This is a genomic window from Micromonospora sp. WMMD734 (genome assembly GCF_049178975.1).
Classification (GTDB): domain Bacteria; phylum Actinomycetota; class Actinomycetes; order Mycobacteriales; family Micromonosporaceae; genus Micromonospora; species Micromonospora wenchangensis.
This window is the reverse complement of record NZ_JBMHMK010000001.1, coordinates 139131-163635: the sequence shown is the minus strand read 5'-3', so window position 1 is coordinate 163635 and position 24505 is coordinate 139131. Positions and strand designations below refer to the sequence as shown.

Annotated in this window: 18 protein-coding genes; 8 read left to right on the top strand and 10 right to left on the bottom strand. The window is 74.3% G+C overall.

Going from position 1 to position 24505, the window contains the following annotated elements:
* Positions 1-29: 29 nt before the first annotated feature.
* Together ACN267_RS00775 and ACN267_RS00770 are read right to left on the bottom strand one after the other, a co-directional pair.
* Positions 30-2765 (bottom strand): cellulose binding domain-containing protein, encoded by a 2736-nt coding sequence (locus tag ACN267_RS00775; RefSeq protein ID WP_421487686.1) that lies wholly within the window; start codon positions 2763-2765, stop codon positions 30-32.
* A 176-nt stretch (positions 2766-2941) separates the two neighbouring features.
* On the bottom strand, positions 2942-5044 hold the full coding sequence (locus ACN267_RS00770; protein WP_421487685.1) for a hypothetical protein: 2103 nt from the start codon (positions 5042-5044) through the stop codon (positions 2942-2944).
* 188 nt (positions 5045-5232) lie between these two features.
* Between ACN267_RS00770 and ACN267_RS00765 the strand changes: the two genes are divergently transcribed.
* On the top strand, positions 5233-5730 hold the full coding sequence (locus tag ACN267_RS00765; RefSeq protein ID WP_421487684.1) for a redoxin domain-containing protein: 498 nt from the start codon (positions 5233-5235) through the stop codon (positions 5728-5730).
* Positions 5727-6272 carry a DsbA family protein gene (locus tag ACN267_RS00760; protein WP_204959473.1) on the top strand — a complete coding sequence of 182 codons (546 nt, stop codon included), beginning with the start codon at positions 5727-5729 and terminating at the stop codon, positions 6270-6272. The genes ACN267_RS00765 and ACN267_RS00760 overlap by 4 nt, the downstream gene beginning before the upstream one ends.
* A 260-nt stretch (positions 6273-6532) precedes the next feature.
* On the opposite strand, the gene ACN267_RS00755 is transcribed toward ACN267_RS00760, so the two are convergent.
* Positions 6533-9850 carry a LuxR C-terminal-related transcriptional regulator gene (locus ACN267_RS00755; protein WP_421487683.1) on the bottom strand — a complete coding sequence of 1106 codons (3318 nt, stop codon included), beginning with the start codon at positions 9848-9850 and terminating at the stop codon, positions 6533-6535.
* A gap of 177 nt (positions 9851-10027) precedes the next feature.
* On the opposite strand from ACN267_RS00755, the gene ACN267_RS00750 reads away from it, so the two are divergent.
* From ACN267_RS00750 to serS, 5 genes are all read left to right on the top strand, one after another.
* On the top strand, positions 10028-10426 hold the full coding sequence (locus ACN267_RS00750; protein ID WP_421487682.1) for a hypothetical protein: 399 nt from the start codon (positions 10028-10030) through the stop codon (positions 10424-10426).
* Positions 10423-11595: a zinc-dependent alcohol dehydrogenase gene (locus tag ACN267_RS00745; protein WP_421487681.1), complete on the top strand. Its 1173-nt coding sequence runs from the start codon at positions 10423-10425 to the stop codon at positions 11593-11595. Before ACN267_RS00750 ends, ACN267_RS00745 begins: the two co-directional genes overlap by 4 nt.
* 57 nt (positions 11596-11652) lie before the next feature.
* Positions 11653-12825 (top strand): saccharopine dehydrogenase family protein, encoded by a 1173-nt coding sequence (locus tag ACN267_RS00740; RefSeq protein ID WP_204959476.1) that lies wholly within the window; start codon positions 11653-11655, stop codon positions 12823-12825.
* A gap of 71 nt (positions 12826-12896) precedes the next feature.
* Positions 12897-13988, top strand: coding sequence for a MerR family transcriptional regulator (locus tag ACN267_RS00735; RefSeq protein ID WP_421487680.1), 1092 nt, complete (start codon positions 12897-12899; stop codon positions 13986-13988).
* A gap of 599 nt (positions 13989-14587) precedes the next feature.
* Positions 14588-15874, top strand: a complete 1287-nt coding sequence (serS, locus tag ACN267_RS00730; RefSeq protein WP_281895181.1) for a serine--tRNA ligase — start codon at positions 14588-14590, stop codon at positions 15872-15874.
* Positions 15875-15923: 49 nt separating this feature from the next.
* On the opposite strand, the gene ACN267_RS00725 is transcribed toward serS, so the two are convergent.
* The 4 genes from ACN267_RS00725 to ACN267_RS00710 are packed head-to-tail and all read right to left on the bottom strand — an operon-like array spanning position 15924 to position 20745.
* Positions 15924-16778, bottom strand: a complete 855-nt coding sequence (locus tag ACN267_RS00725; protein ID WP_421487679.1) for a cytochrome c biogenesis CcdA family protein — start codon at positions 16776-16778, stop codon at positions 15924-15926.
* Positions 16778-17401, bottom strand: coding sequence for a TlpA family protein disulfide reductase (locus tag ACN267_RS00720; RefSeq protein ID WP_421487678.1), 624 nt, complete (start codon positions 17399-17401; stop codon positions 16778-16780). The genes ACN267_RS00725 and ACN267_RS00720 overlap by 1 nt, the downstream gene beginning before the upstream one ends.
* Positions 17402-17422: 21 nt before the next feature.
* Entirely contained in the window at positions 17423-18889 is a 1467-nt protein-coding gene (locus tag ACN267_RS00715; RefSeq protein ID WP_204959480.1) for an NADH-quinone oxidoreductase subunit NuoF family protein, read from the bottom strand.
* Positions 18886-20745: a hypothetical protein gene (locus ACN267_RS00710; RefSeq protein WP_421487677.1), complete on the bottom strand. Its 1860-nt coding sequence runs from the start codon at positions 20743-20745 to the stop codon at positions 18886-18888. Before ACN267_RS00710 ends, ACN267_RS00715 begins: the two co-directional genes overlap by 4 nt.
* A gap of 244 nt (positions 20746-20989) precedes the next feature.
* On the opposite strand from ACN267_RS00710, the gene ACN267_RS00705 reads away from it, so the two are divergent.
* Positions 20990-21874, top strand: a complete 885-nt coding sequence (locus ACN267_RS00705; RefSeq protein WP_281895166.1) for a L,D-transpeptidase — start codon at positions 20990-20992, stop codon at positions 21872-21874.
* Positions 21875-21895: 21 nt separating this feature from the next.
* On the opposite strand, the gene ACN267_RS00700 is transcribed toward ACN267_RS00705, so the two are convergent.
* Genes ACN267_RS00700 through ACN267_RS00690 form a run of 3 tightly spaced genes read right to left on the bottom strand, consistent with a single transcriptional unit; the run spans position 21896 to position 24505 of the window.
* Complete coding sequence (locus ACN267_RS00700; RefSeq protein WP_421487676.1) at positions 21896-22519, bottom strand: response regulator; 624 nt, start codon at positions 22517-22519, stop codon at positions 21896-21898.
* A complete protein-coding gene (locus ACN267_RS00695) occupies positions 22516-23655 on the bottom strand; it encodes a sensor histidine kinase (RefSeq protein WP_421487675.1) in 1140 nt (379 codons plus the stop codon). The genes ACN267_RS00700 and ACN267_RS00695 overlap by 4 nt, the downstream gene beginning before the upstream one ends.
* Before the next feature lie 58 nt (positions 23656-23713).
* Positions 23714-24505 carry an ABC transporter permease gene (locus ACN267_RS00690; RefSeq protein ID WP_421483643.1) on the bottom strand — a complete coding sequence of 264 codons (792 nt, stop codon included), beginning with the start codon at positions 24503-24505 and terminating at the stop codon, positions 23714-23716.

Below are 24505 nucleotides of genomic sequence, written 5' to 3'. Positions count from 1 at the left end.
GCCGGCAGGTGTCGGATAGTTGATAGTTGTCAGCGGCTGGTGCAGGTCACCGTCGGGACGGCGTTGGTGCCGGTGACGTTGGCGGTGAAGCCGATGCTGGTGCTCGCCCCGCCACCGAGTGCGCCGTTCCACCCGGCGTCCCGGACCGAGACGTTCGCCCCGGTCTGGGTGAAGGTGCCGCCCCAGAGCGAGTTGACCGTCTGACCGTTGGCGAACGTCCAGTTGAGCGTCCAGCCGGCGATCGCGCTGGTGCCGGCGTTGCGGACCGTCACCTCACCCTGGAAGCCACCCGGCCACGACCCGGTCACCTTGTACGTCGCCGCACACCCGCCGGTGGGCGGCGGAGTCGTCGGCGGCGGCGTGGTCGGCGGAGGCGTCGTGGGGGGCGGGGTCGTCGGCGGCGGGGTCGTCGGCGGAGGCGTGGTCGGGCCGGGGGTGGTCGGCGTCGGGGTGGGGGTGCCGCCGAGCCGGTCGGCGACCAGGATGCCCCGGCCGTTGGTGCCCAGGTAGACCCGGCCGTAGACCCGGGGGTCGCCGGTCAGCGCCTCGCCCGCGTTGCCGTACTGGTGCTGGTCGTCGTTGATCCGCACCCAGGCCGCACCGGTGTTGTCGGAACGGTAGACGCCGGCCTTGCCGTCGACGGTGCCGAAGGTGAACACCGCCGGGTACGTCTGCCCGGGGGCGGCCTTGCCGAAGCCGACGTTCACCGCCGCAGTGACCCCGGCCAGCTTGGTGAAGCTGGCCCCGGAGTCGGTGGAGCGCCACAGCCCGCCCTCACCGGCCAGCCAGATGTCGCCCTCCTTGCCGGGCACCGCCTTGAACTTGACGTTCCCGGTGGCCGGCAGGCCGGTGGCGGCGGAGGCGGTGAAGCTGGCCCCGCCGTTGGTGCTGACGTAGAACTTGCCGGCGCTGAAGCCGTAGAACTTGTTCTTGTTGACCCGGTCGGACTCGACCACGGCGTTGGCCGGGATGCCGGTGGCGGCGGTCCACGAGTTGCCGAAGCCGACCGAACGGATCACCTGCTGCCCGGGGTCACCGGGAGCCCAGACGAACTGGCTGCCGTCGGCGGCGGCGGCGACCGTGCCGCCGTTGTTGACCCCGCCCGGCTCGCTGCCCTGGAACCAGTTCGCCCCGCCGTCGGTGGAGAACGCGACGTGGCTGTCGTTGGGGCGGTCGGCGTCGGTGAAGTTACCCGCCCGGACCATCGTCGCCGGGTTCGCCTCGGCGTAGTCGAGGCTGGTGGTGGTGGTGAAGACCGGCTGGGTGAACAGCATCGGCGGTACCGCGTCGAGGTCGGCGTGCCGGAACCCGCCGATGTCACCGAGCCCGCTGATCAGCGGCGCCCCGGTGGGCGGGCTGATCAGGTCCTGTACGGCGGTCTCCTCCAGGCCCTTGACCATCGGCTTGATGGTGAGCTTGCCGCCGGTGTCCCACTTGGTGAGGTCGGTGCTGCCGTAGATGGTCGCGCCGGTGCCGTACATGAAGCGGTTCGAGTCGAACGGGTCGATCTCCACCGACTCGTTCATCCAACCCAGCTTCGGGGACTCCTCCGGCGGGGCCGGGTTGGCCCCGAAGGTCAGCCACGGCACCGAACTGATGTCCATCGTGAACTTCTTGGTGCGCTCCGGGTAGCTGCCGAACTCCCAGATCCGGCTCCAGGTCGCGCCGCCGTCGGTGCTACGGAAGAAGATCGCGTCCGGCCACCAGGAGATCTGGGTGGCGACCATCAGGGTGTTCGGCTTCTGCCGGTCGATGGTCAGCCCCGAGTAGCCGAAGTAGGCGTCGCTGCTGGACGACGGGATCGGGCTGATCTGCGTCCACGCGCCGGTGGCCCGGTTGAACTTCCACACGTCACCCTTGCCGCCGTCGTACGGGCCGCCGGTGTCGCTGGTGGCGATGTAGAGGAAGCCGCCGACCGGGTCCACCACGCCCTTGTGGGCCAGGTAACCGGTGGGCTGGCCGGCGATCCGCTCCCAGCTCGTGCCGCCGTTCGTCGAGCGGTACACCGGGTTGGCCTTGTCCGCCACACCGACGTAGATGGTCTGCGTGGCGTTGCCCGCCGTACCGGTGCTCTTGTCGAAGGTGACCCAGGTCAGGCCCTGGTTCTGGCTCTGGTAGCCGGTGGTGTCGTTGGGGTCGGCCCGGTAGTTGCCGACGTTGGGGAAGTTCGCCACCTTGGCCCAGGTGACCCCGAAGTCGGTGCTGCGCCACAGGCCGTTGCCGCCCTCGGCGCCGTAGTAGAGGATGCTGTTCTTGTTGGGGTCGACGGCGAGCCGCTCCCCCATGCCCCGGCCGGGCATGTTGCCGCCGTTCTTGAACGGCAGCGCGGTGGCCTGCCAGGTGGCGCCCTTGTCCGACGAGCGCAGGATCGCCCCGTTGTTCGGGTCCCAGTCGTTGGTGTACATGCCGACCGCCGCGTACACCCGGTTGGTCTGCACCGGGTCGGTGGCCAGGCTGACCACGCCGTTGTAGCCCCACTTGTCCGCGCCGACCCAGTCGAGCAGCGGCGTCCAGGACTGGCTGGCCTGCTCCCACCGGTACGCGCCGCCGATGTCGGTACGCGCGTAGATCAGGTTCTTCTCGGTCTGGTTGAAGATGATGCCGGGAACGAAGCCACCGCCGTCGATCCGGACGTTCTTCCAGCTGTACGGCTCGGCCGCCGCCGCGGCGGCCGGTGTGGAGGGTGCGACGGTGAACTGTACGGCCACGACGGCCGTCGCGGCGGCCAGCACGGTGGTGACCGCGCCGACGAGACTTCTCCGCATCTGCGGTTCCTCTCGGGATGCCAGGGTCAGGGTGCGACGGCCCCGTTAGGGACGTCGACGGGTGCGAAGAGCTGCCCTGGCTCCCCGCCGGCACGCTTGGCTCCCGCTGCCGAAGAAGAACCCAACAGTAACCGGTACGCCGCCGAATTAGGAAGCGCTCCCAACTAACTCGGCCATCAGAGCCGGTAGATGACGTCCTCACCGACCATTTCGCGACTGATGCCGAGCCCGTCCACCGGTCGGGCGGCCACGTCCGCCCACGGTGTGCCGGCCGCCCAACCGGGCAGCAGCACCACCGTGCGCAACCCCATTTGCCGCAGGTACGCCACCGAGGTGGCGTCCGGGAAGGTCATGCTTGCCGCCCTGATCCGCTCCTGGGACTGCGGGGTGAACGAGGCGAGCCCGTTGACCACCTTGGGGAACCCGTCGGTGGACCAGAGCATCACGTGCAACTCCCGGATGCCGTCGCTGGGCAGCACCAGCGCCGGGCCGGTCAGCCCCCGCAGCACGGCCGGCTGCTCCGGCGCGGGCACGTGCGGGGTGCGGTTGATCCCCTCCACCAGCACCAGCAGCAGCGGCACCAGCAGCGCCAGCCGGGCCAGCCGCCACTGCCCACCGTCCCGCTTCGGGGCCGGCTTCCGGGGGGCCGCCTGCTCGGCTGCCGACCCGGACCACGCCGCCGACCGCAGCGCCGGCCGTGGTCCCGGTGCCGCCTCCACCGCAGCGAACGCCTCCACCAGCACGGGTGCTCCCGCCGGTCGCAGCGTCGGCACGGCCGGCTCCGCCCCACGCTCCGGATCCGGCGGTTGCTCCCCGGCCCGCTCCGGCCCCGACGGCTGCGCCCCGGTCGGCTCCGATCCCGGTTGCTCCCCGGTCGGCTCCGGACCCGGCTGTGACGCCCTCGCCGGCTCCGATCCCGGTGGCCGTTCCCCCGCCGGTTCCGGTCCCGGGGCCGGCTCCGGTCCCGGGGCCGGCTCCGCGCCGGGGGCGGTCTCCCGCGCCGGCTCACGCACCGTCAACGCCCCGGCGGCGAGCAGGCCGAGCAGCAGCGTCGTCCACAGCACCAGCCGGCCCGGGGTGCGCACCCCGTCCCAGCCCGGGGCGTGCTCGACAAGCGTCACGTACCCGGGGTTACCGTCACCGCCGAACGTGGTGCCCGCCGCGAGCGCCACGCTGACCAGCGCCGCACCGGCCAGCATCAGCCGGTGCCGCAGCCGCCACGCGGAGAAGAACAGCCCCGCCACCGCCAGCGACAGCAGCACCACCCCGGGCAGCAGGGTCATCTCGCCCGGGAACCCGAGCGTGGCGCGGGCGGCCTCGTGCCGCTCCCCCCACAGCCAGGACTCCGGCGGCGCGGTGACGAACCCCCGCCACGGCGGGGAGAACATCTCGATCTGGGCCACCGTCCGCCGGCCGGACGGGTTGCGGGCCACCACCTCGAAGTACGGCGCCGCCATCGCCAGGGTCACCCCGGCGAACCCGATCCCGCCGGCCAGGTCGGCCAGGAGCAGGCGGCGCGGCACCACCGGCCTCGTCCGCCGCCGCAACCACACCACGCCGTACGTGACCACCGCGCCGAGGCAGAGCAGACCCAGCACGTACGCGAAGGGCAGGCCGATACCGAAACCGAGGGTGACCTGCCAGGCGGCGACCGCCCACCCGGCGACCACCCAGCCGGGACGGACCCGGTCGGGGCGGTGGCCGTGCCGCAGCGACCAGCCGTGCCCCCGGGCCAGCATGGCAAGCGCGAGGGCGATCCCGCCGATGCTGAGCACGTGCAGGTGCCCGGCCTGGGCGAGCTTCCACGGGGCGTACGCGAAGGACACCCCGGCCACCGCCGCACCGGCCCGCCCGGCCCCCACCTGCCGGGCCAGCGCGTACGCCCCGAACAGGGCGAGGGCGTGGGTCAGCAGGTAGAGCAGGTTGTAGCGGATCACGGCGGCCACCGGACCGTCCCCGATCATGCCGAACGGGGCGTACCCGAGCAGGGTGTCGGAATAGGCGTAGGTGTACGGCTCGGGATAGAACGTGTTGGAGTGCCAGACCTGCAACGGGTTGGTGAGCAGGGCGTGCCCGCCCCAGGCCACCTGCCACGCCTGCAACGTCGGGTCGCCGGTGTCCTGCGGGATCGTGCTCGCCGGATCGCGCAGGGTCGGCCAGGTCAGCACCACGGCCAGCAGCAGCGCGGCGAGCGCCGCCAGGGTCCACTCGTGCCGGGCCACCCGCCACGACACGCCCGCCAACCGGCGACCGAAGACCCGCATCTGATCGACGTCCATCTTTCCACCCCGTCCTTCGCCGTCCGTCAGACTGCCCGAGTCCGATCCGGTTGTCGACACCACGAACCGCCCGAATTTCGCCACCGGCTCCCCTCCGGCGGTCCGAATCCGATCTGACGGCGTCGTGCGGCGAGACCACCCGGGTCGGGTGAGCCGCCCTCACCCGGCCCGGCGGGACGGTGGGCGGCATGACTGGATCCGACGGGCTGATCCGACCCGGGACACCGGCCCCCGAATTCACCCTGCCGGCCACCCCGGACGGGCGACGGACCGGACCCGCGCAGTTCCGGGGCCGGCCGGTGGTGCTCGCCTTCTACCCCGCCGACTGGTCCCCGGTCTGCGGCGACCAGATGGCGCTCTACCAGGCCGCGATGCCGGAGTTCGAGCGGTACGACGCGGTGGTGCTGGGCATCTCGGTGGACAGCCTCTGGTCGCACCGGGCGTTCGCCGAGGCCCGGGGCGTCCGGTTCCCGCTGCTGTCCGACTTCGAACCCAAGGGCGAGGTGGCCCGGGGCTACGGGGCGTACACGCCGCAGGGGCAGGCCCGCCGGGCCCTGGTGGTGCTCGACCCGGCCGGGACGGTGGCCTGGAGCTACCTGTCCCCCGCCGAGGTCAACCCCGGCGCCGACGGCATCCTCGACGCGTTGGAACACCTCGGCACCGAACGGCAGGTGACGACCCGATGAGCACCCCGTTGCAGGTCACCGCCCGACTCCGGGTGCCGGTGACCGAGACCGACCATGTCCGTGGGCCACTGGACGCCCCGGTCACCCTCGTGCAGTACGGCGACTTCCAGTGCCCGTACTGCGGGGCGGCGTACCCGAACCTGGCCGAGCTGCTGCGGCAGCGGCGGGACACCGTCCGGCTGGTCTACCGGCACTTCCCGATCACCAACCTGCACCCGTACGCCGAGCGGGCCGCCGAGGCGGCCGAGGCGGCCGGCCGCCGGGACCGGTTCTGGGAGATGCACGACTGGCTCTACGAACACCAGGACCAACTGGACCCGGTGCACCTGTCGCTCGGCGTGGCGCAGGTGGGGCTCCCGCCGGACGAGATCGACGCCGAGGTCGACCGGCACGCGCACGCCGACCGGGTACGGCACGACTTCACCGGCGGCATCCGCAGCGGCGTCAACGGCACACCCACGCTCTTCGTCGGCGACCACCGCCACGACGGCCCACTCGACCTGGCCACCCTCCTCACCACCGTCGACTCCGCCACCCCCTGACCCCGCCACCCAACCGCGCGACCGCGCGACCGCGCCCCACCCTGCCCCGCTCTGCCCTACCCCGTCCTGCCCCGTCCTGCCCCGCTCCGGTGATCAAGAGGTTTGCGTCAGTTGATCAAGAGGTTTGCGTCAATTCGAAGATCAAATTTGACGCAAACCTCTTGATCACCGGGGTGGGCTGGGGTGGGCGGACCGGGGTTGGGGCGGACCGGGGGTGGGGTGGGCAGAGCGGGGGTGGGGTGGGGGTAAGGGTGGGGCTGTCAGAGGAGGTGGAGGTCGCGGGCTCGGCGGACGGCTTCGCGGCGGCGGGTGGCGTCGAGCTTGCGGTAGATGTTGCGGACATGGGTCTTGACGGTGTTGACCGACAGGGACAGTTCACTGGCGATCTCCACGTTGGACAGGATGCTCTGTAGGTACCGCAGGATGGTCAACTCCCGCTCGGTGAGGGGCTCGTCGAGGGGGCGCTCCGGGTCGCCCGGTCGGGAATCGGCAGGCCCTCGCCGGGTGCCCCCCTGGCCGGGCGGCGGGACGGCGTCCCGTACCAGGTCACTGACCTGCGGCCAGTACGCCGTACCGGAGTCCAGGTGGGCCGCGAGCAGTTCCCGGACCTCCGGTTCGGCCCGGGTGAAGACCCGACGGTGGCCGTGCCGCCCGGCCAGGTCCAGCACCCGTTCCAGCAGCCGCCCGGCCCGGCGCTCGTCACCGGCCCGCCGGGTCAGCAACGCGTCCAGGACCCCGGCGGCGAGCCGTACCGGCAACGGCCAGTCGGCCGCGCCCGGGGCGTCCCAGTCGGGTAGGGCGTGCCGGGCGGCACGGAGGTCACCGGCCCGCAACTCCACCCGGGCCAGCGCCAACGCCAGCACCGGCACCGGGTCCGGTCCGGGGGCCCGTTCGCCGAGCAGCCGTCGGGCCGTGTCCACGTCACCCTGCTCGCCGCGCAGGTCCGCCTCCAGGGCCAGCAACCGGTCAACCAACGCTCCCGCGCTGCTGGCCGCCACCGCAGAAGCCGCCCCGGCACCACCGGCCACCTCAGCGCCGCCGCGCCGCACCGCACCGCCGGTCACCCCGCCCACCTCAGCGCCGCCGCGCCGCACCGCACCGCCGGTCACCCCGCCCACCTCAGCCCCATCGGGCAGCGCCGCACCGCCGGGCACCCTCGCACCACCGGTGATCCCGACACCGCCGGACACCCCGACGCCGCCGGAGACTTCCGCAGCTCTGGAGACATCCGCACCGCCGGGCAACGCCGGGTCACCGGGTGACGTCGACATGCTGGCGGTCAGTTCGTCGCGGGCGCGTAGCACCGCCGCCATGGCCGCCGCCGGCTCGCCCGCGTCGCGAAGCAGAGCGGCCCGGCACAGCGCCGTCACCGCCCCGGCCAGGGGCGGCCCGGTCACGGCACCGGCCGCAGCCAGCTCGGCGGTAGCCTCGGCGGGCTGGTCCCGGTAGACCGCCACCAGTGCCAGTGCCAGGTGTGCGTAGCCGCAGTCGACCTGACCGGACCATCCCTGGCAGCAGGGCATGGCCAGGGCCATCCGTGCGGTCTCCTCGGCCGGCGTCAGCTCACCGGCGAGGGCGAGCAGCAGGGCTGCCCGGCTCGCGCCGACCAGCTCGGTCCGGGGGCGGCCGGCCCGCCGGGCCGCCGCCAGCGCAGCCCGGAACCACGCTGCGGCCCGTCCCAGTTCACCCCCGGCCAGATCGGTCAGGCCGAGCGCGGTGCCGGCCACCGCCCGGACGTCCGCGTCGTCCGCCCCGGCCCGGGGATCACCGTCGTTCACCGCACCACCGTCGTTCACAAAACCACCGTTGTTCACAGCGCCACCGTCGTTCACGGGACCACCGTCGTTCACAGGACCACCGTCGCTCACAGGACCACCATCGGTCGCCACATCGTCGCCGGTCCGGAGATCGGCACCGGCCGGCTGGCCGAGCACGTCGACACCGGCGGACTGGCCGAGCACATCGGTGCCGGCGCACGGACCAGCAGGAACCGGAACGACGGAAGCCGCACCGGCGGACAACGCCGACCCGCTGGGCCGCGCCGAACCGGCAGGCAGCCCCGAAGCGGTGGCGAGCAGGCGGGCGGCGGCATCGCGTACCGTCGCGGGGTCGCCGGCCAGCCGGGCCAGGGTGAGTTCCAGCGCCACGGCCAGCCGCCGGAACCGGTCCCGGCGGGGGGCCGGCAGCGTGCGGGCGGCCTGCACCGCGTCCCGCAGCCGGGCGGTCGCCGCCGGCACGTCCCCCGCGTACGCCCGCTCGGTACCGGCGGCCAGCGCCAACTCCGGGTCCCGGCGCACCGCCCCGGCGGGTGGCGGCGGAGGTGGCGGCAGGTGTGGCGGCTCCTGCTCGTACGGGACCAGCTCCGGCCAGTGGGCCAGCAGCAGTTCGGTGGCCCGGTCCCACTGCGCGGCGGTCAGGGCGTGGTGCAGCGCGTCGGCGGGCCGGTCGTGGTCGGCGTACCAGTCGGCGGCCCGCCGGTGCAGTTCGCCGCGTTCCTGCCCGTCGAGGCCGGCGAGTTCCTCACGCAGCAGGTCGGCCAGCATGGGGTGCGGCCGGTACCAGGGTGGGTCGCTGTCGTCGCGGTGCAGGAATCCGCCGTCGCGGGCCAGCCCGGCCAGGAGCTGACCGGCGTCGGCACGTCCGGTCAACGCGTCGGCCAGGTCGGCGCGGACCGCCCCGCCGACGGCGCAGCGGCGCAGCACCTCCCGGGCCGGCCCCGGTAGTGGGGTGAGCACTTCGGCGCGCAGGTAGGCGGCGACGTCCGGGTGGTCGCCGCCGAACCGTCGTACCCAGCGTTGCGGGTCGGCCTGGCTGCGGGCGGCCAGCGCGGCGAAGCGCAGGCCCGCCGGCCAGCCGCCGGTGCTTTCCCGGAGCCGGGCGACCGCCGCCGCCGGCAGCGGCACCCCGTGCGCCACCAGCAGGTCGGCCACCTCGTCGGTGGTGAAGGCCAGGTCGTCGGGGCCGATCTCGGTCGGTTCGCCGGCCAGCCGCAGCCGGTGCAGGGCCGGCGGCAGGCCGGTCCGGCCGGCGGCGACGAGGCGTAGCCGCCCGTCGGCGTGCCGGAGCAGGAACTCCAGCCCGGTGAGGACGTCGGGAGCGGTCGCCCGGTGCAGGTCGTCGAGGACCAGCCGGACGGGGTGTTCCCGGGCGGCCAGTGCGGCGGCCAGCGCCTCCAGCCCGTCGGGCCGCCACGGACTTGTGGGGGCCGGCGGCAGTTCGTCCGGTCCGGCCCGCAACGCACCGCGCAGGGCCCGGGTGAGGTACGCCCACAGGCGCTGCCCGCTGTCGCCGGCCTCGACCTGCACCCAGGCCACCGGGTTGCCTGTCGGTTCCGCCGCCTGCGTACCGGCGGTGAGCAGTGTCGTCTTGCCCCAACCGGCGGGCGCGCGGACCACGGTGAGGATGCCGGCGGCCCCGTCGTCGAGGCGGGCCAGCAGCCGGGGCCGCAGCAGCATCGGCTCGGGCGCGGCGGGCGGGGTGAGCCGGGAGGCCAGCAGCGGCGGCCCGGACTCCCGGGTGGTCGCGGCGTCGCCGGGGTGGGGTGTCGGGTCGACCGCCGGTACGGGCTGCTGCGGCATTGCGTCCCACCCCCACTCGGCGCGTTCCTCCCCCGGTCGGCGGCGGTTACCCGGCACGGCCCGGTTCACCCCTTCGGGACGAGCCCGGTTCACCCGGGCCGCGCCGACGATTGGCGCACCGGACGGCTCCGTACCGACGGCGCGGGCACGTCCCGGCGGGAGAGGCGGGTGGTACGGATGAGACGGCTGACCCGGGGAGCGGTCATCCTCGCCGCCACGGCGTTCGGCGCGGCGGCCGGGGCGGGGCGTTGGCAGGTGGTGACGGTCGGGGTACCGGCGGCGGAGCTGCTGCCCGACGGGCGGTGGCCGGAGCCGCTGCGACCGCTGGCCGGTGCCGTGGAGCTGGATCTGCGGCCGGCCCCCGGCGGGCGCGGCGCCGAACTGGCCGTCCGGACGCTCGGCGGGCGCGCCGCGCTGCCCGGGATGGCCGCCCACCTGGTCGGTGACGACCCCGACGGCTACCTGCGGCAGGTGTTGCGCGCGGTGCGGCAGCTCGTCGAGACCGGTGAGGTGCTGCGTGCCGACCGGCCGGCCGTCGAGCGGTCCGCCCCCGACCGGCCGGCGGTGCCCGGATGAGGGCGCTGTGCTGGGAGGGCGTCGACCGGCTCGCAGTACGCCAGGTGCCGGACCCGGAGCTGCGCAACGCCCACGACATGATCGTGCGGGTACGGCGCAGCGCCACCTGCGGGACCGACCTGCCGTTGCTCGCCGGCCGGGTGCCGGGCCTGGCCGCCGGTGACGTGCTCGGACACGAGTTCCTGGGCGAGGTGGCCGAGGTCGGCCCGGCGGTGCGCCGGCACCGCATCGGCGACCGGGTGGTGGTCTGCGCCGCCGTGGCCTGCGGGAACTGCTGGTACTGCCGGCAGGGGCTGTACTCCTGCTGCGACAACGGCGCGCCGGCCACGGCGGTCACCGAGGCGGCCTGGGGGCAACCCACGGGCGGCTGTTACGGCCATCCCCGTACGGCGGGCGGGTTCGCCGGCAGCCACGCCGAGTACGTCCGGGTGCCGTACGCCGACGTGGGGGCGTTCACCGTGCCCGACCCGGTCAGCGACGACCGGGCGGTGTTCGCCTCGGACGCCGCCCCCGCCGGGTGGATGGGTGCCGAGCTGGGTGCGGTCCGCCCCGGTGACGTGGTGGCGGTGTGGGGGGCGGGCGCGGTCGGTCAGCTCACCGCGCAGGCGGCGACGGTGCTCGGTGCGGACCGGGTGATCGTGATCGACAGGTATCCGGAGCGGCTGCGGATGGCCGAACGGCACACCGGTGCCGAGACGCTGCACTACGAGCACACGGATGTCCCCGCCGAACTGCGGGAACGCAGTGGTGGCCGGGGTCCCGACGTGTGCGTGGAGGCGGTCGGGGTGGCCGACGGCGGTGGCCGTCCGCTGTCGCTGGCCGACCGGTTCACCGGCCGGAGCGGCCCGGTCGAGGACCCGTTGGCGGTGCGGGAGGCGGTGCACGCCTGTCGTAAGGGCGGCACGGTCTTCGTCTCGGGCACCTTCACCGGTTTCGTGGACGCCTTCCCGCTGGGCGCGGTGATGCACAAGGGGCTCACCGTGCGCAGCGCCCGGCAGCACGGTCAACGGTGGATTCCGATGCTGCTGGACCGGATGGCCCGTGACGAGTTGCGGACCGAGCACCTGGCGACGCACCGGTTCGACCTGGACGAGGGCCCGGCCGGGTACGCGCTGTTCCGGGACCGGGCCGACGGCTGCGTCCGGGCGGTGTTCACCCCGCACGGCTGAGCCGCCGGGTGGCCCGCCCAGCCGGTGCGGGTCGGGCGCGGGTGGCACACTCGGCGGATGCGCCCCGACCGCCCGTACGACATCGTCCTGTTCGGCGCGACCGGCTTCACCGGCGGGCTGACCGCCGAGTACCTCGCCCGGCACGCCCCGGCGGGGCTGCGGTGGGCGCTGGCCGGCCGTGACCCGGCGAAGCTGGCGGCCGTACGGGACCGGCTCGCCGCCGTCGACCCGGCCCTGGTCACGCTGCCGCTGCTGACCGCCGACGTCACCGACGCCGGGTCGCTGCGGGCGGTGGCGGAGGGCACCCGGGTGCTCGCCACCACCGTCGGGCCGTACGTGCACCACGGGGAGCCGCTGGTCGCCGCGTGTTCCGCCGCCGGCACCGACTATCTCGACATCACCGGCGAGCCGGAGTTCGTCGACCTGATGTACGTGCGGCACCACGCCGAGGCGGTCCGCACCGGGGCCCGGCTGGTGCACGCCTGCGGTTTCGACTCGGTCCCACACGACCTGGGCGTCTGGTACACGGTCCGGCAGTTGCCGGCGGACGGGCCGATCAGCGTCGACGGGTTCGTCCGGGCCGGCGGGAGGTTGTCCGGCGGGACGTACCATTCGGCGCTCACCGCGTTCTCCCGTACCGCGCAGACGAAGCGGGCGGCGCGGGCCCGCCGGGCGGTCGAGCCCCGGCCGGACGGACGCCGGGTCCGCGCGGTGGCCGGGAAGCTGGGCCGCTCGGCGGCGACCGGCATGTGGGCGGTGCCACTGCCCACCATCGACCCGCAGGTGGTGCGCCGGTCCGCCGCCGCCCGCCCGGAGTACGGTCCGGACTTCCGCTACCGGCACTTCGCCGCCGTCAGGCGGCTGCCGACGGTGCTGGTGGCGGGGGCGGGGATGGCCGGGGTGATCGGGCTGGTGAAGCTGCCCCCGACCAGGCGTTGGCTGCTCGGCCGGCTCGCGTCCGGGCAGGGGCCGAGCGCGGCGCAGCGGGCCCGGTCGTGGTTCCGGGTGCGGTTCGTCGGCGAGGGCGGCGGCCGGACCGTCCGCACCGAGGTCAGCGGCGGTGACCCCGGCTACGACGAGACCGCCAAGATGCTCGCCGAGTCGGCCCTCTGCCTGGCGTACGACGAGCTGCCCGTCAGCTGCGGACAGCTCACCCCGGTGGCGGCGATGGGGGATGCGCTGCTGGACCGGCTGGTGCGGGCGGGGATCACGTTCCGGGTGCTCCCGTAACGGGACGACCGCCGGATCACGGTGACGACCGGTGCGGGCTTGACCCTCGAGCTGGTTGAGGCGACAGCATCATGGGCGTGGAGAGCGAGCTGCTGAGTATCGGCGAGCTGGCCCGGGCCAGTGGCCTGACGGTCAGCGCGCTGCGGTTCTACGACCGGTGCGGGGTGCTGACCCCGACGCTCGTCGACCCGGTGAACGGTTACCGCTGGTACACCGCCGCGCAGGTGACGCCGGCCCGGCTGGTGGCCGGCCTGCGCCGGGTCGGCATGCCGCTGGCCGGGATCACCGCCGCCCTGCGGCTGCGGGACGATCCGGCGCGGGTCGGACGGCTGCTCGACGCGCACCTGCGCCGGTTGGAGGACGGTCTCGCCGACGCCCGCCGCGAACTCTCCCGGGTCCGTGCCCTGATCGATCCTGAGGAGTCTTGGATGACCACCCGAATCACCCTGTCCCCCGCCGCCCTGGCCGCCGCCGTCGACGCCGTCCGGTTCGCCGTCGGCACCGACCCCGACCTGCCGGTGCTCGGCGGTGTGCTGCTGGACGTGGAGTCCGACGGCGTCCGGTTGGTGGCGACCGACAGGTACCGGATGGCGCTGGCCCGGGCCGGCGGCCGGGTGGACGGCCCGCCGGTACGGGCGTTGTTGCCGGCGGCGGCCGTCGACGAGTTCCGGGCGCTGCTGGACACCGGCGGGCAGGAGCAGGCGTACCTGACGATCGCCGCCGGCCGGGTCAGCGTCACCGTCGCCGACGCCGAGGCCGGTGCGTCGGTGCTGCCCTACGAGTTCACCGACTACCGGCGGCTGCTGCACCGACCGGCGGGCGCACCGGCCCGGCAGGTCCCGGTCGACGTGGCGACCCTGCGTGCCGCCCTGCGTGCCGGCACCCCCGCTGTCACCCGGGAACACGAGGGGGTGGCGCTGCCGGTGACGGTGCTGGGGGTGGACGACCGTGACGGGCTGCGGCTGGTCGGTGCGGCCGAACTGGCCGGGCCGGACCCGACCGACCTGTTGGTCGGGGTGAACGGGGACTTCCTGCTCGAGGCGCTGGACGCCGCCGGTGGCCCGCAGCTGGTGCTGGAACTCGACGGTCCGATCGCCCCGTTGGCTGTCCGCCGCCCCGACGACGAGGACACCTTCTCGATCCTGATGCCGATCCGGCTCTGACGGTCGCGGCCGGCGGCAGCACAGCCGGCGGTCGTCGGGGGGCCCGGCGTCGGCACCGGGCCTGCCGGTGCGCCACCGACGGACAACGACGTCCACATCCGATTACGGAAAGTAGCACCGACCCCGCCCCGCCTCCTCCCCTGCGCCCGCTTTGCTCTGCTGCCACCGACGCGACCGGCACGGCGGGTAACCGTCGCGCCAACGGCAGCAGAGCAAAGCGTCGAGAGGGGGGTGGTGGGGGGTGGCGGGGTGATGCCAAGTTTGAGCAGCTCGAATGGGGTTCTCCCGCTGAGGGCCCAGCAGGGCACGGTAAAGCGACCCTCCGGCAGTAACGCTCAGTGATACAGGGAGGCCGACGTCGACCGATCACCGTGGGTCACCGGTCGGGTCGACGGCGGCAGCTGTCGGGATCGGACGACGACGGGCGTCTGCGGCACCGCCGGCCGGCGGTCCCGCCAGCGCGGACACGACCGGCCGCAGGCGGCGGTCGGGCGGGCAGCGCCGTGGAGGCGGGGCTCCGGCCGGGGCCGGGTGGCGGCGGGCGCGACGGTAGCATCGGTGGGTCCCACCCTGACCGCCTGGACGGAGCACGGAGCAGCATGCTCGACATGGAGTTGATCCGGAAGGATCGCGAGGCGGTGGCGACCGCGCTCGCGAAGCGACTGGATCCCGCCGAGGTCAACCGGGTCCTGGACGACATCCAGCGACTCGACCAGGAACGCCGCGCCCTGATCACGGAGATCGATGCCGAGCGGCAGCGCCGCAAGGCCGACGCCCGGGCGTACGCGCAGGCGAAGCGGGCCGGCACCACGCCGGAGTCCGTCGCGCCGGAGGTCGAGCGTAAGCAGCTCGCCGAGCTGGAGTCCCAGCTCGACGAGGTGCAGTCCCGGCTGCGCGGCACGATGAGCGAGCTGCCCAACCTGCCCGCCGACGACGTGGTGCCCGGCGGCAAGGAGGCCAACCGGGTGGTGAAGACCTTCGGTGAGCCCCCGGTCATCGAGAAGATCCGCGACCACGTGGAGCTGAGCCGGGCACTCGGCCTGGTCGACCACGAGCGGGGCGTCAAGCTCGGCGGTTCGGGCTTCTGGATGTACACCGGCCTGGGCGCCCGGCTGGAGTGGGCGCTGATCAACTGGTTCATCGACGAGCACGTGCGGGCCGGCTACGAGTTCCTGCTCCCGCCGCACCTGCTGCTCGACACCGCCGGTTTCGCCGCCGGGCAGTTCCCCAAGTTCTACGACGACGTCTACCACCTGGACCGGGAGTCCGCCCCACGCGGGCAGTTCCTGCTGCCCACCTCGGAGACGGCGATCCTCGGCGCCTACCAGGACGAGATCCTGGAGACCTCCAAGCTGCCGCTGAAGGCGTTCGCCTACACCCCCTGCTACCGGCGGGAGGCGGCCGGTTCGCACTCCGACGAGCGCGGCACCGTACGCGGGCACCAGTTCAACAAGGTGGAGATCTTCCAGTTCACCCTGCCCGAGCAGGCCGACGCGGCGCTGGAGGAGATGCTCGGCCACGCGGAGAGCCTGGTCGAGAAGCTGGGCCTGCACTACCAGCGCAGCCTGCTGTCCGCCGGTGACGCCAGCGCCTCGATGAAGAAGACCCTCGACATCGAGGTGTGGATGCCGAGCACCGGCAAGTACAAGGAGGTGTCGTCGGTCTCCTGGGCCGGCGACTACCAGGCCCGCCGGGCCGCCATCCGGTACCGCGAGCCGGGCGGCAAGCAGACCCGCTTCGTGCACACGCTCAACGGGTCGGCGCTGGCCACCAGCCGGCTCTTCCCGGCCATCCTGGAGCAGTTCCAGCAGCCCGACGGCTCGGTGCTGGTGCCCGAGGTGCTGCGCGACCGGCTCGGCACCGACCGGCTCACCCCGCTGCGCTGAGGCGTCCGGTGGGCGGCGGGGTCCTGCGGGCACCCGCCGCCCACCGTCCTCACGTCCGTTCGGCGTCCGCGGTGCGGGTTCGGCCACGGTGCCGCAGCGCCGCCACCCCGAGCAGTACGACCAGCAACCCGGCGAGCACCGCCGGGCCGGCCGTGTCCAGCGCCGTCACCAGCATCCGTTGCACCCGGGCCGCGCCGACCACCACCGGGTCACCGAAGGCGTCGTGTCGACCCTGGGCGAGGCGGACCTCGTACCAGCCGTACCAGGCGACGTAGCCGCCGGCGACGAGCAGCACCAGGCCGCTGAGCCGGGACACCCACGCGCCGACGCCGCGCAGCCCACGCACCACCCGGCCGCGCAGCAGCGCCACGCCGAGCGCCGCCACCGCCACCACCAACCCCATTCCGACCGCGTACGCGACGAACAGCGCCAGCCCGCGCAGGGTCGAGCCGGCCTGGAGGCTGGTCACCACGATCGCCAGGAACGGGGCGATGGAGCAGCTCAGCGACGCCAGCGCGTACGCCATGCCGAACAGCGCCATGGACGGCAGCGAACGGGTCAGCCGGGGGGCGCGGGCCGACGGACGCGGGGTGGGCAGCCGGCGACCGGCGAGCAGCCACAACCCGAGCGCCAGCAGGCCCAACCCGAGGGTCACGGTCAGCCAGGGCAGCCGGGGGCGCAGCCAGTCCGCCAACGGTGCGACGGCCAGCCCGAAGGCCCCGAACACCACCACGTACCCGCAGGTCAGGCCGGCCGCCGCGGTCAGTGCCCGGCCGATCGCGCCCCGGCCGTCCGCCGGCCCGGCGACCAGCAGCGACAGGTACGCCGGCAGCATCGCGAAGCCGCACGGGTTGACCGCGCCGAGCATCCCGGCGGTCAGTGCGAGCAGCAGCGGGCCGGTCATCAGCCGGCCAGGGCGGCGACCCGGCGGGTGAGGTCCTCGCCGTCGAGGAAGCCCTGGTGGACGACCTTCCCCTCCCGGTCGATGATCAGGAAGGTGCTCTGTTCGACGATCTCGAAGCGCCGCCACAGCGCGCCGGCCCGGTCGTCGATCTGGGTGGTGCCGCCGAGTTCGAACTCGGTGACGAAGCTGCGCATCGCCTTCTGCTCGCCGAGGCCGGCGACCCCGACGATCGGCACGGTGTCCCGGTACTTCGGGGCGATCTCGGCGACCGTCCACGCCTGGCTGGCGCAGGTGGCGCACCACGGCGCCCAGAACCACAGCACCACCGGGCGGCCGGCCAGGGCAGCGGCGGAGAACGCCGTACCGTCGAGGGTCCTGGCGGTGAAGCGCAGCGCGTCGGGCACCACGGCGGGTGCGCCGGTCGGGGCGGGCGCGGCGGACGACGGCGCGGCGGAGTTCGGCGCGGTGGCGACCGGGACGGCGACCTCGGCGGCCGGCTGCGCCGCCGTCGGCCCCACGGCGCAGGCCGAGGCGGCCAGCAGGGTGCCGGCGAGGGTGGCGGCGACGGTGAACCGGGCGGCCGGGCGGCCCTCCGGCCCGTTGCTGGGTGACGACGACCGCATCCGGTGCTCCTCTCGGTGGTGCTACTCGGCCTCGACCAGCCGCAGCGCGAGTTCGGGGCAGACCTTGACCGCCTTCATCGCACCTTCCTTCAGCCAGGTCGGCACAGGGGTGGACGGGAAGGCGGGGTATCCGTTGCCGTCGAGCCGGATGAAGTCCGGTACGACGTGGGCGCACAGCCCGTGCCCGTCACAGCGGGACCAGTCCAGGGTGAGCTTGCGGGGGTTGGCGTCGGGCGCGCCGGGCAGCCCCATCACGCCCTTGACCCGCTTGCCGCACCCCTCACCGGTGGTGTGCTGCCGCAGGTCGTCGGCGAACACCTCCATCGCGGAGAGGGCGAAGCGGGAGGTGCCGTCGGGGTGGCTGCACGCGCCCCGGCCCTTCACGTCACCGGCGGCGGCCCGGACCACCTCCACCGGGGCGCTGCCGGAGACCGCCAGGTCGACGGCGCGGGCCAGGTCGGGCAGGCCACGCTTGCACGGCCCGCACTGCCCGGCGGACTCCCCGGCCAGGTAGCGGACCACCTGGGCGGCCTCGCCGAGCGGGCAGGTGTCCCGGCCGAGCGGGATGATGATGCCCGCGCCCAGGGTGCCGCCGACGCTGGTGAGACTCTTGCGGGTGATCTCGGCCCGCTGCGCCGCCTCCCAGGTGATCCAGCGGCCGTGGTAGCCGCCCATCAGGATGCCCGGCCCCTCCGGCACCTCGCACAGGTCGAGGATGTCCCGCAGCGGGGTGCCGGCGGCGCACTCCACCACGGCGGCGCGCTTGGCCTGGCCGGTCACGGTGAGCAGCACGGTGCCGGGCTCGTCGTCGGTGCCGAGCGCGGCATACTCGTACGGGCCGAGCCGGGCGGCGATCGCCACCTGGGCGTACGTCTCGGCGTTGGACAGCAGGGTGGGTAGGTTGCGCACGCCCGAGTCGCTGGACCGCTTCTTGGTGCCCGGCGGGATGTGCGGCAGGCCGTTGATCCCGTTGACCAGTGCGCCGCCCTCACCGGAGATGAACCGGTGCGGCACGGTGACGATGGTGGTGGGCACCGGCATCCGGCGTTCGGCGAGGGCCTCGGTGAGCGAGTCCCGGCCGATCAGGTCGTCGGCGACACAGAGCACGATCTCCTCGGCGTCCAGCGCGTACGCGGCCAGGGCGGCACCGTCGAGGATGAGGTGCGGGGCCCGGGTGAGCAGCACCTTGTCCTTCCAACTCGCCGGTTCCCCCTCGGTGGCGTTGACCACCACCACGGCGGGCAGGTCCTGCCGCTCGCAGGACTCCAGCACCGCCTTGAACTTGCGGTAGAACGGGAAACCCGCCCCGCCCTTGCCCTTGAGCTGGATGGCTTCGGCCAACCGGAGCAGGTTGGCCGGTTCCATCGGGCCGATCGGCCCGTGCTCCATCTCGTGTGCCATCAGGTCCAGCCGGCCGAACTCGGCGAAGCCGGCGGTGAGCCGGGGCTCGCCGATGCAGGCGACCGGTGGCACCTTGGTCCGCATCACTTGGCCTCACCGCGCAGCCCGGCCCAGTACGCCCCGTCGACGGCGTCCGCGTTGGCCTTGCCCTTGCGCCGGCTGCGGCTGTCGCCGGTGGCCTTGCGGGCCCGCCGGGAGGCCAGGTCGACCAGGGTCGGGGTGTCGTCGACGGGGATGTCGTCGGCGACGTAGCGGGCCGGCGGACGCCAGTAGTCCGGCTCCTCCGGCACGTCCGGCTCGACGCTGTGCCGGCCGGAGCCGCTACGCGGGGCGGCGGAGATCGGTTCGGCCGAGACGGGCCGGTCGGACCCCTCCCAGCGGCGCGGGCTGTCCCACGGCTCCTCCGGCTCCTCGGTGCGCCGCCGGGGCGGGGCCGAGTAGCGGGCGGCCCGGTCGTCGTCGTCCCGTCGGGCCCGGCGGCCGGTGGAGACGGGGGCGATGTCCTCCTCGTAGCGGGAGCGACGGCTGCCAGAGACCGGGGCCACCTCCTCCTCGTACCGGGAGCGACGACCACCGGAGACCGGGGCCACGTCCTCCTCGTAGCGGGAACGCCGGGCGCCGGAGACCGGTGCGACGTCCTCGTCGCGGTCGCGGTCGCGGCGACGGCTGCCGGAGACCGGGGCGACGTCCTCGTCGTAGCGGGAGCGACGGCTGCCGGAGACCGGGGCCACCTCCTCCTCATAGCGGGAGCGACGGCTGCCCGAGACGGGGGCCGCCTCCTCCTCGTAGCGGGAGCGACGGCCGCCGGAGACCGGGGCCACGTCCTCGTCGTAGCGGGAACGGCGGGCACCGGAGACCGGGGCGACGTCCTCGTCGCGGCGGCGGGGTCGCTCGTCACGGTCGTCCCGCTCGACGGTCCGTCGGCGCGCGGCCGGTTCCAGGTCGCGCTCGCGGCGGGGGGCCGGCTCGCTCTCCTGGGTGGTACGGCCCCGGCCGCCCCGCACGGGTTCGCGCAGGGTGCCCGGTTCGGGGACGACGGGGACGGTGAACCGCTCGGGGTCGCGACGCCGGGCGCTGCCGGTCGGCGCGTTCCAGGACGGGGCGAGGGCGGTCTCGGCCCAGCTGCTCCGGCTCTCCTTCTCCTCCTCCTTCTTGCGGCCGAGCCCGGTGAGCAGCGTGCGGCCCTTGCCCTCGTCGACGCCCTTGCCCGTCATGGCCTTGTTCAACGCGACGGCCTGCTGCTGCTCGCGGCTGCGCTTGCCGAGGTAGACCGACATCCGCACCAGTAGCGCCACCACCACCAGCAGGACGCAGGCCAGGTAGCTGAGCACCACCCAGGACTTGGCGGCCCGGCCGGCGTTGAGGCCGTGGAACAGGGCGAACGGCCAGGACAGGTACGCCAGGGAGTGCAGGCTGCGCCAGAACCACTTGGGTCCGACCCCGGCGAAGCGGACCCGGATGAGGCCGGTCCACAGCACGCTCACCATGAGGAAGGCGGCCACGGTGCCGAGCCCGACGTAGAGCCCGCTGCCGCCGATGAACGGCACCACGGCGTCGGTGGGTCCGGCCCGACCGATGGCGATCTTGGTGATGACGTGGAAGACCAGGCCGGCGACGCCGAGGATGCCGGTGGCCCGGTGCGCGGACTGCAGGAGCACCCGGTGGCGGATCATGAGGACCAGCCGGTCGGTGGCGAGCAGGCCCATCATCACGGTGAGGCTGAGCGACACCAGGGCGACCACCCCGGCGAAGAACTCGGTGAAGAAGAACCCGTACGCGTACATCGCCGTGCCGTTGCCGGTCATCTCGACCCCGGCCCAGAACAGCCCCAGCGCGGACGCCACCATCAGCGCCATCGTGCCCTTCGACACTGTCCGGACACCACGGCTGCTGGTGGAGGTCCGGACGGTCGCCGCCTTCTCGTTCTGCTTTGCCCGGGCCATCTGCTCCTCGATCGTCTAACGGCGGCGCCACCACCGGCCGACCCTGCTCCCACCTCCAGTACGGACCTCCGGCGCGTACGGATCAGTGCGGGTGGTGAAAATTCTCGGTGGATTGTCGAACCACCCCGGTCCGGGGCGCGTGTAGGGCCCGGCGTACGGCGTCCCGGCGGGGGCGGGTCGGGGACCGACGGCCCGTCCGGACGATTCACGCCGGGCGGAGCTACCTACCCTTTAGAGTTGTTTCGTGGCTTTTGACCGGATGATCGAACGGTGGGGCCGGGGGCCGCTCGTCGCCGTCGCCTGCGTACCGGCGTTGCTGGTGCTGGCCCTGCTCGTCGGGGTGGCGCTGCGCTACGACGCGCCCACCCCGACCCGTCGGGCGGCCCCGCCACCGACCGTGGCCGTCCCGCAGGAGGACGAGACCGTGCCGCCCGCCGCGCCGGCCCCGCCCGGACTGCCCGTGATCGACTACGACCCGGCCCCCGCCGGTTTCCCGGCCGACCCGCACCCGCTGGACGTCACCCCGTTGACCGAGGGCGTCACCCCGACCCGGAACATCGCCGCGTACGACGCACCGGGCGGACGCCCCCGCGCCCTGCTCGCCCCCAGCATCAGCGGGGTGGAGCTGACCATGCCGGTGGTGCAACGGCGCACCGGCTGGACGGCGGTCCTGCTGCCCTCGGCGAACCGTCGACTGGCCTGGCTACCCGAGGGGGGCTGGAGTTCCGTCGTGCTGCGGGACCAGATCGTGGTGCAGCGGCGCACCCACCGCCTCACCTGGTACCGGCACGGCCAACCGGTGCACACCTGGTCGGTCAGCCTCGGCCAGCCCGGCCAGGAGACTCCCCTCGGCCGCACCTTCATCCTCGGCACCACGCCGCCCCCCGAACCGGTCTACGGCGGGGTGGACGTCTTCGCCCTCGGTGCCGTCCCCGACGACCCGGAGGCGGTGCCCACCGGGCTGCGGGGCGCGCACATCGGCCTGCACACCTGGCAGGACGACGACACCCTCGGCGAGGACGTCACCAACGGCTGCATCCGGCTGACCCGCACCGCCCAGCAGACCCTCCTCGACGAGGTCCGCCCCGGCACCGAACTGGTCGTCGTCGACGCCCTGACCACGTCCTGAGCCCGGCCGTCTCACCCCGGTTCAGTCGCCGAGCAGCCAGCCGTTCTGTTCGGCGAGCCGGACGGCGGTGGCCCGGTTGCGGGCGCCGGTCTTGCCGATCGCCGCCGACAGGTGGTTGCGGACCGTCCCCTCGGACAGGTGCAGCGCCGCCGCCAGGTCGGCCACCGTGCCACCGCCCCGGGCCGCCCGCAGCACCGCCGTCTCCCGTTCGGTCAGCGGGCTCGTCCCGGCCGCGAGGGTCTCCGCCGCCAGCGCCGGGTCGACCACCCGCAGCCCGGCGTGCACCCGGCGGACCGCGTCGGCGAGTTGCCGGGCCGGGGTGTCCTTGACCACGAAGCCGCCCGCCCCGGCCTCCATCGCCCGCCGCAGGTAGCCGGGCCGACCGAAGGTGGTGACCACCAGCACCCGGCAGCCGGGCAGCGCGGCCCGCAGCGTGGCGGTCGCGGCGATGCCGTCCAGCCCCGGCATCTCCACGTCGAGCAGCGCCACGTCCGGACGGGTGCGGCGGGCCGCGTCCACCACCTCGTCACCCCGACCCACCTCGGCCACCACGTCCAGATCCGGTTCGAGCGACAGCAGCGCGGCCAGTGCGCCCCGGACCAGCGCCTGGTCGTCGGCGAGCAGCAGCCGGATCGGTTCGTTCACCGCTGCTCCACCGGCACGGTGACCCGCAGCAGGAACCCGGTGCCGTCCGGCCGTCGGCCGACCGTCACGGTGCCGTCGAGCCGCCGGCTGCGTTCCCGCAGGCCGAGCAGCCCGTGCCCGCCGTCGCCGGGCGGCTGCGGCCCGGCCGGCCCGCGCCCGTCGTCGGCGATCTCCACCCGGTCCGGGTGGACCCGGATCACGCACCGCCGTGCGCCGCTGTGCCGCACCACGTTCGTCACTCCCTCCCGGACCGCCCAGCCGAACAGTTCCTCCCGCGCCGCCGGCAGCGCCGGCAGGTCGTCCGGCAGGTCACCGACGATGCCCGCTGCCGCCAGCGCCGTCCGGGCGCCGGCCAGCTCGCCGCTCAGGCTGATCTCCCGGTACGCCCCGACGGTACGTCGCACGTCGGCCAGCGCCTGCCGGGCCAGCCGCTCGACGTCGGCGATCTCGGTGCCGGCGCGGGCCGGGTCCAGCTCCAGCAGCCGCCCGGCCAGCTCCGCCTTGACCGCCACCACGGTCAGCGAGTGCCCGAGGATGTCGTGCAGGTCGCGGGCGGTGCGGGCGCGTTCCTCGGCGACCGCGAGCCGGCGGATCTCGGCCTGGGCGGCCCGCAGTTCGCCGTTGCGCTGCGCCAGCCGGCTCACCCCGAACATGGCGAACGAGGCGAGCAGCACCGCGAAGACGACGGTGCTCTCCGCCTCCCAGCCGGGCACCAGCGCGGCGGCGACAGGTGGGGTCAGCGCGCACAGCACGACCACCACCAGGGCGTCCACCGGGGGCAGCAGGAACACCGCCGCCGCCGCGACGAAGACCAGGGTGGTCAGCCAGTCCCCCGCGGTGCCGGGGATGCCGGCCAGGCCGAACGCGAGCAGCAGCCCCACCGACGCCCGCGCCCGACCGACCGGGATCGGCCGGTGCGCCTGACGCAGGCCGCGCGCCCACTGGAAGATCAGCACGTAGAGCACGCCGAAGACGACCAGGGTGCCCACCCCCACCGCCCGCCGCCAGGGTTGCGCCTGGTGTACGGCGGTGAACAGCGGGATGTTGAGGAAGAACAGCCACACCCCGGCGAGCAGCCAGCCGGTGACCCGCCAGCGGCGGGTCACCGGCGACGGCCGGTCGAACGGGAGGTCCATCGGGTCCACGCTAGTCCCCGCCGGCCGGTGTCCGGGCCCACCGGTGCCGGGCCACCGCTCAGACCCGCCGGGTGTCGCGGCGGAACAGCCGGGCCGCGCCGAGGGCGAAGCCCGCCGTCCAGCCGAGCAGGTTGACGAGCACCCCGACGCTCACCGGGTCACCGGTCAGCGGCGCGCGGGCCAGTTGACCCACCCCCCACACGGGGGTGAACTGGGCGATCCGCTGCATCACGTCGGGCAGCATCTCCACCGGCAGGAACAGGCCGCCGAACATGGCGAGCAGGGCGAGCACCGGCCCCATGAACTGCATGACGTTCTCGGCCGGGCCGAGGTAGCCGATGAGCAGGCCCAGCGCGGCGAAGACCAGCGAGCCGAGCCAGGCCGCCGACCCGGCCAGCAGCCAGACGGACACCGGCAGCCGGACCCCGGCGGCGGCCCCGACCGCGAACTCGATCACGACCGCGACCAGCCCGAGCACCATCGCCGTGGCGACCTTCGTGGCGACGTACGCGGCCGGGTGCAGCGGGGTGAGCCGGAGCTGACGGCTCCAGCCCAGGGCCCGTTCCGTGGCGACCGCCGCGCCCGCGCTGGTGGTGGCCACCATCGCCCCGTAGACGGCGAGGCTGACCATGATCCAGGCGAGCACCTGCCGGCCGTTGGGCAGTGTCTCGCCGCGCTGCGGCAGCCCGAACAGCAGGAAGAACACCGCCGGCATGACCATCGTGAACAGCAGGGTCCGCCGGTTGCGCAGCACCCGGCGCATCTCGATCAGCAGCACCGTCGGGGAGAACCCGCCGAGGGCCGGCGGCCGGCGGTCCGCGGTGGGGGTGGTCAGGGCGGAGGTGGTCAT